This is a genomic window from Gilvibacter sp. (genome assembly GCF_013214815.1).
Taxonomy (GTDB): domain Bacteria; phylum Bacteroidota; class Bacteroidia; order Flavobacteriales; family Flavobacteriaceae; genus Gilvibacter.
The window spans coordinates 1-9,162 of record NZ_JABSPU010000085.1; the positions used below are offsets into that span (position 1 = coordinate 1).

A 9,162-nucleotide genomic window follows, 5' to 3' on the forward strand; every position below is an offset into this window, starting at 1 on the left:
CCTTAGAAAATACTTAGACGGGTACTATCAGAAACGAGTTCCTGATATAGTAGTGAATGATATGGTCTCGATCATGACCAATAGTTTCCAGACACGTATTGGGGCAAAGTTTGATGGACATATTGCAAGACCATTAATTACAGAATTAGCTTATAGTATGGCCAATTTTCACAGCATTAGTGATTGGGTTTCAACTAAGCTATCCAACAAAAAATATATGGAATTCAAGATTATGAATAGAGGTTTACCAAGATCAGGAAACTATTATCTAACAAGGCCAAAAGCCTCTTAAAATGTTAGCTAATACAACATATAATTTGTATTTTTATAAGGCAATCAAAGGTTGGGAATTCTGCGATTGCGTCAACTCATATAAGGCAGAAATGCACGGATTCACCCCGTCCAAAAATGGGGTTTTGCTCAGTCCAGATGTACAGTGGATTGGGCATTTTTTATGCTCGTTTTCGTGCATTTATTGTTGTAAAACTGTCAATTGTAGATTGACCTATAAAATTCCCCTTGGAGCCTTAGCGGGTTTGGTGAGAAGAAGAGTTGCAAAAGCGTATCCAAGAACCAAAATACTAGCAATGGCCGCAAAAACAGAGTTTGCACCGGATTCGGAATAGATGCGATTTTGCAGTGAGAATTTACCAGATCGACGGCAATTTTGGATTACTGACATGGACAGTGTGATTAGAGAAAGAGATGAAAACTTGATGCTGATTGAACAGAACATGAAGAACAAAGCAGTACCGATTTGTCAAGCTGTGACTCTTCCAGCTTTAAATGAATTGATCATGAAAGGAGTCGAGGTAACGGGTGGAAAAATAGAAGTGGAAGTGTATTCGAAGAAATACCATATCGAAATCAAGTATCATGGTCTGAAGGGTATTCAGTGCGCTTCTAGTTCTTATGCTAGTAGGGGCCTTTACGTGAACGGAAAACAAGTATCAAAATACAAGTTGATTAATCTTTTATCATTTTAATTGATATAGCTATGACTATCAAGCAGATATCTGAAAAGGTGGGATTGAAAGTTTCGAGGCCCACCTTATTGTTGGCTGGTAGATACATATCTGCAATGTATCGTAATGCCCACGGAGAATTGCCGAAAAAAGTGAGGCAAATAGAAGAAACTACAAGAGGTTTTGAAGAAATAGAGGTTGTCGACTATCCTCGACATTTTTCTAAGGCAATTGTACGAATGTTGATTTACGCGGAAATTACAAGGCTGCTTAATCAACACAAATACAAGTTGGCTGTGCCTTTTTTCTTCAAAGAGAAGGCCAAACTAATTATACAGGCGGGGAAGGCTCGGAAGTTAGAGGAAGATGAGATCAATAAGCTTATTCTAGAAATGGCTACTGAATTCTATTGTGCGAGATTGAAGCGAAAAAGGAAGTTTATTCAAAGGATGGCATAATAACGAAATAGCCCCACCAAAAGAGGTAGGGCTCTATATTGAATTAATGAATCTTATTTCACCTAAGCTTATCTACCATCAGTTGTAAGTGTTTGAGAATCGCCTTGAGGGCTTTTTGCTTTCCTTTACTGGTATTTGATCTGGATTTTACTTGAAACAGAATTTTCAATGTTTGGACATCTTGCATAACTAAAGGTTTTAGGGGTTAATGATTGGAAAATTGAATTAGAGAAAAAGACACTAGATTATTTGGGATGTAGGACCGATAGGCGGAGTTGCTAAGACTCCAAAACGTCACTTTCCGATCCCCTACTCTACTTGGCATGAAGTCTGGGTGAAACGAAGCTATTCTTGTGGTAGTAGAACCATCACTTTTCTTCTTGAATGTTAGAGCCCAAAGTTTGCCTTGTAGATAGGTCTTTTCTTTAATAGCGGAGTAAGCTGTCTTCATAGCTTCCGACCAGCTAAGTCCTATTTTCCTTAGCTTCCAAGCTAAGTGGTTCACGATTGATAAGATTGATTTTGGCATGGCGGTTTAATTAAGTTCAACAATAGGTCCAAAGGTATTAAATACTTTCATTTAACGCAAGTATTTTAATGGAAAATAGTTTCATTGAGTAAAAGCATTTTAGTATATTTGGAGTATGAAAGGAATTCAATACAATTTGATTGCGGAAGCATTAGGAAAGAAGGGCCAAACGGCCTATTGGTTGTCCAACATTTTGGGTGTCAGCAATGCAACAGCCTTACGTTGGTGCGCCAATGAGAGTCAGCCACCACTACCCGTATTATTCGAGATAGCAGCAGCTCTAAAGGTTGAGCCTCGGAGTCTACTTGTTTCATTGAAGACGGTAGCGCAAGAGTTACCGGAACGATACAGAGAAATCGAAGAATTGAAGAAAATTTATCCTAAAAAAAGAGGGAAGAAGAAAAAATGACCATTGAAAACCCCGACACGGCTAAACCGCCAAGTCACACCGCGAAGGGGTAAACTCTAAAAGAATTTTCACAATGTTAGCGAAAATTAGACAGAATTTGAATACCGCCTTTACGTCAAAACATGCTGACACCAAAAAAGGTGCGGCAATAGGGCAGGTAGTTGGGCAAACCATTAGCGGCATCACAGCTTATTTCGCAGTGTTATACGTGCTTCCATTCGAAAACACTCTCCTGAAATCACTTTTAGCCATCTCACTTGCTATACTACCGGAATTGATCATATTTTTCATAGGGAAAGGTGCTGTATTACCCGTAGCCGAGTGGCTGGGTGGAAAAAAAGCATATGAAATCCAAGATGAAAACCTGAAACTCTCTTGGTGGGCCAATCTGGTGAAGGTTGTAATTTTCACAGCTTGTTTCATCACAACAGCCTACTTAACTTTTACTGGATCTTTCGAGAAAGGTGAACGGACAGTTAGTAAGGTCGAAAAACCGCAACTATCAGTACTACAAGATAGTTTTCAGCGAGTTGCAGATAGCATATTCGTTGCGTCGAAAGAAAACACCAGCTTGGTCGAGGATGAAGCGCTCAAGAAACGTCAACTGGAAGAGTTGAGAGCTAGATTAGCTTTTGATCGATCAGAATATGATCGACTGCAAGCAAAATACAATAAAGATCAGCTATGGACAACTGAGTATTCACGCTTATGGCGATTTAAGCTAAAGCCCAATGAGGGAAGTGGAGAAAAGGTACAAGAAGCAGCAATAGAGGCTAAGCTTGTAGCGTGGAATATTGCCAGTAAGGCGATTTCCGAAGCTAAGGGCAATTTGTTTAAGAAAGCCGATGACAAAGCTCAATTATTTTTTAATGAACGTCTAGCCGCATATGAATCGTATCTAAGAGAGAAAAGTAAGAACGGTAGTCGCTGGCAATTTTTCGGCATGGTATTTCAGGTGCTAGTCCTGCTCTGCCTGATCGTGCAGGCAATCATAGATTTAGGTGAAAACACCATTGTTGAGAAGGAGCGGCATTACCTTGATGGCACAAGCGTAATTGGTGAAAGGTTGAAAGTGGCCTACTACAGGTGGAAAGAAAAGAGCATTTACAAAATCGCAGAGTTGTCCAAACGTCCCTTATTGGTCAAGGCATCAGTCGGTTCGAGAGATAAGAACAAGATTGAAGTTGATATTTACAACCCTGATTCATTTAGCATACACTACCTGACCAACAGCTATGTCGCTGATTATTCGGCAGCCCCTACTATCCTACTGAAGGATAAAACAAAAGAGATAGCTGAAACTGCCGATTTTGAAGGGGAAGAATTGCAAAACAATTACAGTACAGAATCCCCAATTGTTCAAAAAATACAGGACGAGACAGCCCGCAAAAGTATGTCTGTAGAGCGGTTGGAAAATTCAGAATTGCGCCAGCCCAAAAACAATACAATTAAAGAAAGTGAATTGCAATCACAAACACCTACTTATCAATCAGTTAAGGCAGGTCAATTGCATGTGCAAAAGTCTTCCGCAGGTAGATTGATTTTCAAGATTCATTATAAGGACAACAATTGGAGTCGTGCTCAACTATCCAGCAACATTTCTAGCAATAGATCAAGGTTGAAAAAACTGCAATTGCAAGAAAAGCCTGATGCGGAGAAGATTAGGCAATTGCAAGGAAAGATTGAAGAACTGGAAGCCATTAGAAGTGAAATCAGAACCATCATTGAGCAAGAAAAGGCACACAAAAAATAACTAATTTGATTTCAAATTAAAACTTTTTTGATTACAAATCATTATATTTGTAATAGGATCAACAACATGTTAAGGATGAGGATAGGTGTTTCTGAGGCGATCAAATTCGGTATTAATAAGTTAGAGAAAATATGTTGTTGTCCTGCCCTACGCTTTTGTAGGGCTTTTTTATTACTTATTCACAACAATAAACACACGTAGAATGGAAGTAGTAGCAAGGACCATCTTGAAAAACACAATTTGGGACACAAATGACTGGGATATTGTGTCTGATTCGGTTAGAGATTATAATGGGAAATTTCACCATGAAGATCTACAAAAAATCTTCGAAATGCTTTAAGAAAGAGCAAGGAAAGAGGATATCGACTTACCGTTCATAATTGAACTGGAAAGGTTGTTCCTGCAGCATGAATTCCTTGGACAGAAGAAGAACTTCACAATATCACTCTTAAGTGTTTTGGGTGCCGCCGTAAAACAATACTATGATCGACTAATGATTATTGTCATTGCAGACAAGAAAAAAGAGGATGGAATTAAGGCACAAGATACACGGTCCTTGTATCTGAGATTGGTCAAGGAAGCAGGAAAAGCCTTGAAAGGGACTCATTAGGAATGAAAAAATGAATTGCGGTGAAGGTTGTACAGTTTGAGGTAGAGATTAAGGGGATAACGGGTACAATAGATGACGTTGATTCTCTCAAGGCGGCGATTAAGGCGACTAACAAAGAGCTTGGTGGTACTAAGTTTGGTACGGAGGAGTATAAGAGATTACAGACTCAGTTAGGAAGCCTGAAGACGGTACAGAAGCAAGTTACTGACGAAACGAGAAGGCAGCAGCGGGAATTTCAGCGTGTGAATTCTGCTAGTGGATCGTATCGTCAGATAAATGCTGAGTTAGTCCAATTACGTGGCAGGTTCAAAGAACTCAGTGAGGACCAAAGAGAAACATTTGGCCCTGCCTTATTACAGCGGATCGGTGAGTTAGATACAGAACTTAAGAAGTTGGACAAGACATTGGGAAATCATCAACGTAATGTGGGAAATTACGAAGGTGCGATATCGATGCTTGGTACGACTTTAGAAAGTATTGAAAGCGATCTGAAGGATAGTCGATTTGCTGTTGGCGGACTGCTAGATGGATTGGACGACGTTGGAGGTGTCACCGGTCGAGCATCCGGAGCCGTGTCTGGGTTAGGAAAGTCATTTTCTGCATTAGCTTCCAATCCCATTGTGCTGGCAATTTCTCTCGTTGTAGCGGGAATAAGTTCATTATTCAAAGCATTCCAGCGAACAGAAAAAGGAGCACAAGTATTCGCGAGAGTTACAGGAACACTAAATGGGATCTTTTCAACTTTTGTTGGTTTTGTTGACAGAGCGACGGATAGCCTATTGTCTTTCGCAGCTGACCCTTTAGAAGGGGTGAAGGATTTAGGCCCGGCCATTCTCAAGAACATCATCAACCGGGTCAAGGCTAGTATTGACATCTTCGGCATTGCTGGACGTGCAATAGGTAAGTTTTTCACCGGAGATCTGAAAGGCGCTACAGCAGCCGCAAGAGAAGCAGGGGGTGCATTCATTCAGCTTACTACTGGGTTGGACTCAGAGCAGCAGCAAGAATTTGCGGAATCGATAGCCAACACAACTAAGGCTGTAAGTGAGAATATTACAGCATTCTCTAATCTGGAAGCGGCAAGACGAGCGATATTTCGGCAGAACCTCGAATTGCAGAAAAGCATCGAAGGCAGAACAACAAGAGAGGCAGAATTGAATGTAATTGCTGATGATGCCACTAAGAGTTTCGAGGAAAGGGAAAAGGCAGCAGAAGGGGCAAGGCGGTCACTAGAAGAAAGGGCAGCCGCAGAAGTGAAGCTAGCAAGAAACAATCTTTCGTTAATTAATCAAGAGATTGGACTAAGGCGAAGAAATGGAGAAAACATTGATAGCCTCCTTGAGCAACAACTAATTGCTTTCAGTGCCTTGGCAAGTGCCGAAAGAGACTTAACTATCTCAGTACGAGAAAATGAAAAAGTACGATCTGAACTGAAACAGGATAGATTAGAGAGGGATCTGGATATTCTTATTGATGGCCTTGATAATCAGAAGACGATCAATGAGCGAATTATAGCTGATGAAAGCAGAACCTTAGAGGAAAGACAGCGGTTGTTAGAGAAAACTGAGCAGCAAGCCATAGATAGTTTCCAGAAGCAAATCTCAACAATCCAGCAATTCACAGGAGTACAAGTTGAGGCGAATGAGTTGTTAGCTGAGTCGGATGCAGTCCGACTTAATCAACGAATCAGAGAATTAGGCCTGTCTGAGATTATCGAAGGTAGATTACTAGAGGTTATACGAGAGCGGAGGACTGCTATTCAGGATCTAGCTGAAACTGAAAAAGACTTAGACAACCAAAGGGAGCAGCAGAATAACGAGGGGCTGCTTCTAGGGCGTATTGCTGCATTGAGCGACTTGGAATTGTCTGAAGCGGAATACAATCGCAAACGTAAGGAAATTGAGCTTCAGACAGAAATTGAGATCCTTCAGAACCGATTGGCGCAAAACGATCTTAACAAGATTGATCGGCTTAGGGTCGAACAGGAGCTTGCTGATGCCGTTAAGGAGTTGGCAAGGCAAACCTTAGAGGCACGGCTCCAATCAGAAATTGAAGCTATTGAAGAAAGTAAGTTCCAGCAGATAGCAGCATTAAGAGAGCTTGACTTATCGGAGGAACAATTTCAAGAACGGCGCAAGCAATTAGAGCAGGAAGCGAATACGCAGATTTTACGAAACCGATTAGCCAATCAAGAACTTTCTAATGTCGAACGATTAAGATTAGAAGATGAGCTTAACACACAGTTGACTGCGAAGGATCAACTCCGTGTTGCTGCACAGGTTGAATACCGCAATAGGTTGCTTCAAGGAGTTTCCAATGCGGCGAATATCTTGAATAGTATCCTCGAAACTACCGAACAAAACGCGGCAAGCCTTGACGAGCAGAGAATAGGCGATATTGAAGCACGGTATAATAGAGAGATTGAGCTAGCAGACGGTAATACAGAACGAATTGCAGAGCTAGAAGCAAGGAAAGATGCTGAGATTGAAAGAGTCCAGCGTGCCGCCTTTGAGCGCGGTAAAAGACTACAGGTGTCTCAAGCTTTAATTTCGGGCGCACAGAGTATAATATCAGTTTTAGCAGCCATACCGGGACCGTTGGATTTACTTTCTCTAGGACTTGCTAGAACAGCCCAGATTGCACTTACGGCGTTCACTACTGGTGTACAGATCGCAGCTATCAGGCGCCAACAATTCGCGGAGAAAGGGATCAATATCCAGCCATTGAGATTGAATGCAGTCCAAAGTGGGAGACTCCATTCCCAAGGAGGGAACCATACCTCTGTCTATGGTCAACCATTGGAGTACGAACGCGGAGAGTTTGCGACCATGGATGAATTCGGAGGGGTTGCGGTTATCAATAGAAAAAGTACGGGGAGGTTTGGAAATATCCTAAAGAGGATCGGGCCGAAGAATTACGCAGGTAAGCGTAGAGATTTGAGTCTGATAAATAGCTTCGGAGGAAATGGAATTGCTTTTGGGAGGGAAGGAATAAGTATATCACCGAACTTAAGAGGTATTACTGTTAGTCAATCCAGTCTATCAATCAACACAGATGATCTTAGGGACATGATTGTTCAAGCTGTAAGAGAAGGTTCTTATTTTGGAACAAAGGAAGGCTCCAAAGAAGGTACTAGGCAAGGAGCTGTATCAGGCACTAGACAAGGGGTTTCTGAGGGATTGATTTCAGCGACTAGAGAACAGGAAAGGATAGACAGGTTGGAGGAGCAAATACGGTAGAATTCCAGTGATTTTCATGTTATTTAATGTATTAACGTGAAAAGAAGGTACAATTCGAACACATCGCATTGTCTATCAATTAATTGCATCAAAAAATAAAGAACTAAAGTAACATAATACAACATGCCATTTACGTCAAAAAGCGGAAGGGAAGCAGGAAGGAAGAGTAAGAAGAAATCTAGACCAGAATTGGAGGTTATCAGGGAGAATTTCGCCTTGTTAGTCCAAAGCGAATACCCCAAAATTAAAAGAGAACTCAAGAAACTGCAAGGAGAAGCATATTTGAGGATGGTCATGAAAATCTCGGAATACGTACTCCCCAAACTAAGAAGTGAGGAACAACGTTTGGACTTGTCTAAGTTATCTGATCAGGAGATTGACGAGCTTTTGACAAAAGTTATTGAAAAAGTCGAAAATGAAAGATAAACGAGAATTATTGAGTCGATTGCTCTCAGGAGATAAGAAGGCAATTGAGGAAATCAAAAATAGACCTAGAACGCACATCGTTCAATTTGCGATGGATGGTATTGTTGATTTCCGTGGAGAAAGGAAGAAAACGATTGAACAAGCCAAAAAAGAGGCCAAGTTAGATGGATACCATTTACATATAATGAACCTGACTCAAGAAGAATATGACCAGCTTCTAACGAGTGATCCCATCGAGTGAAATCTTAAGAAATGTTGATTCATTTATTAATCGTTAAATTGCGATTGTCCTCTTCCCCTAAGCCGCAACCGGTTTAAAGTAGAGTTTATAGTTAATTTGCTCTAATTCGTCCGGTGTCAGATAGTCGATAGAACTATGCGGCCGGATGGTATTGTAAACTACACTCCATTCCTGTATTTTTTCATTGAGTCTTGGAATGCTTTGGAACCATTCCAGATTCAGGCATTCTGTTCTAAGTGTTCCGTTTAGTCGTTCGATCAGTCCATTCTGGCTAGGTTTTCCAGGTTGAATAAACTTTAATTCAATCTGATGGTCCTCAGTCCAACTTTCTAAACGGGCAGAGATAAATTCTGGACCATTATCACATCGGATATAGGCAGGTGCACCTCTACATTCTACTACTTTATCGAGTACTTCAACTAAGGTTTTTGCCGAAATATTGGAATAAGCCTCGGTCCATAGCGCTTTTCGAGAATACTCATCCATAATATTAATGATGCGAACTTTCTCTTGCCCAGGACCGACTACCCAA

10 protein-coding genes are annotated in these 9,162 nt (G+C 41.0%); 9 read left to right on the forward strand and 1 reads right to left on the reverse strand.

The window, feature by feature from the left end:
• The 9 genes from HRT75_RS13100 to HRT75_RS13140 form a co-directional block, all read left to right on the forward strand.
• On the forward strand, nt 1-292 hold a 292-nt coding region (locus HRT75_RS13100; RefSeq protein ID WP_291187576.1), incomplete at its 5' end, for a hypothetical protein.
• Nucleotides 293-680: 388 nt separating this feature from the next.
• Nucleotides 681-986, forward strand: a complete 306-nt coding sequence (locus HRT75_RS13105) for a hypothetical protein (RefSeq protein ID WP_291187578.1) — start codon at nt 681-683, stop codon at nt 984-986.
• Between the two features lie 11 nt (nt 987-997).
• On the forward strand, nt 998-1,423 hold the full coding sequence (locus HRT75_RS13110; protein WP_291187581.1) for a hypothetical protein: 426 nt from the start codon (nt 998-1,000) through the stop codon (nt 1,421-1,423).
• Between the two features lie 644 nt (nt 1,424-2,067).
• Nucleotides 2,068-2,361: a helix-turn-helix transcriptional regulator gene (locus HRT75_RS13115; RefSeq protein WP_291187584.1), complete on the forward strand. Its 294-nt coding sequence runs from the start codon at nt 2,068-2,070 to the stop codon at nt 2,359-2,361.
• Nucleotides 2,362-2,458: 97 nt separating this feature from the next.
• Nucleotides 2,459-4,114, forward strand: a complete 1,656-nt coding sequence (locus HRT75_RS13120) for a hypothetical protein (RefSeq protein ID WP_291187587.1) — start codon at nt 2,459-2,461, stop codon at nt 4,112-4,114.
• Nucleotides 4,115-4,508: 394 nt separating this feature from the next.
• Complete coding sequence (locus HRT75_RS13125) at nt 4,509-4,724, forward strand: hypothetical protein (protein ID WP_291187590.1); 216 nt, start codon at nt 4,509-4,511, stop codon at nt 4,722-4,724.
• Between the two features lie 20 nt (nt 4,725-4,744).
• Nucleotides 4,745-7,963, forward strand: a complete 3,219-nt coding sequence (locus HRT75_RS13130) for a hypothetical protein (RefSeq protein ID WP_291187592.1) — start codon at nt 4,745-4,747, stop codon at nt 7,961-7,963.
• Between the two features lie 123 nt (nt 7,964-8,086).
• Nucleotides 8,087-8,389: a hypothetical protein gene (locus HRT75_RS13135; RefSeq protein WP_291187594.1), complete on the forward strand. Its 303-nt coding sequence runs from the start codon at nt 8,087-8,089 to the stop codon at nt 8,387-8,389.
• A complete protein-coding gene (locus HRT75_RS13140) occupies nt 8,379-8,630 on the forward strand; it encodes a hypothetical protein (protein ID WP_291187597.1) in 252 nt (83 codons plus the stop codon). The genes HRT75_RS13135 and HRT75_RS13140 overlap by 11 nt, the downstream gene beginning before the upstream one ends.
• A gap of 57 nt (nt 8,631-8,687) precedes the next feature.
• Here the strand turns inward: HRT75_RS13140 and HRT75_RS13145 are convergent.
• A partial coding sequence (locus tag HRT75_RS13145) for an integrase core domain-containing protein (protein WP_291187599.1) occupies nt 8,688-9,162 on the reverse strand: 475 nt, incomplete at its 5' end.

Excerpts from the sequence above, each read along its gene's own strand:
- HRT75_RS13105 (WP_291187578.1), top strand. The coding sequence starts at position 681 with ATGGACAGTGTGATTAGAGAAAGAGATGAAAACTTGATGCTGATTGAA.
- HRT75_RS13110 (WP_291187581.1), top strand. The coding sequence starts at position 998 with ATGACTATCAAGCAGATATCTGAAAAGGTGGGATTGAAAGTTTCGAGG.
- HRT75_RS13115 (WP_291187584.1), top strand. The coding sequence starts at position 2,068 with ATGAAAGGAATTCAATACAATTTGATTGCGGAAGCATTAGGAAAGAAG.
- HRT75_RS13135 (WP_291187594.1), top strand. The coding sequence starts at position 8,087 with ATGCCATTTACGTCAAAAAGCGGAAGGGAAGCAGGAAGGAAGAGTAAG.
- HRT75_RS13140 (WP_291187597.1), top strand. The coding sequence starts at position 8,379 with ATGAAAGATAAACGAGAATTATTGAGTCGATTGCTCTCAGGAGATAAG.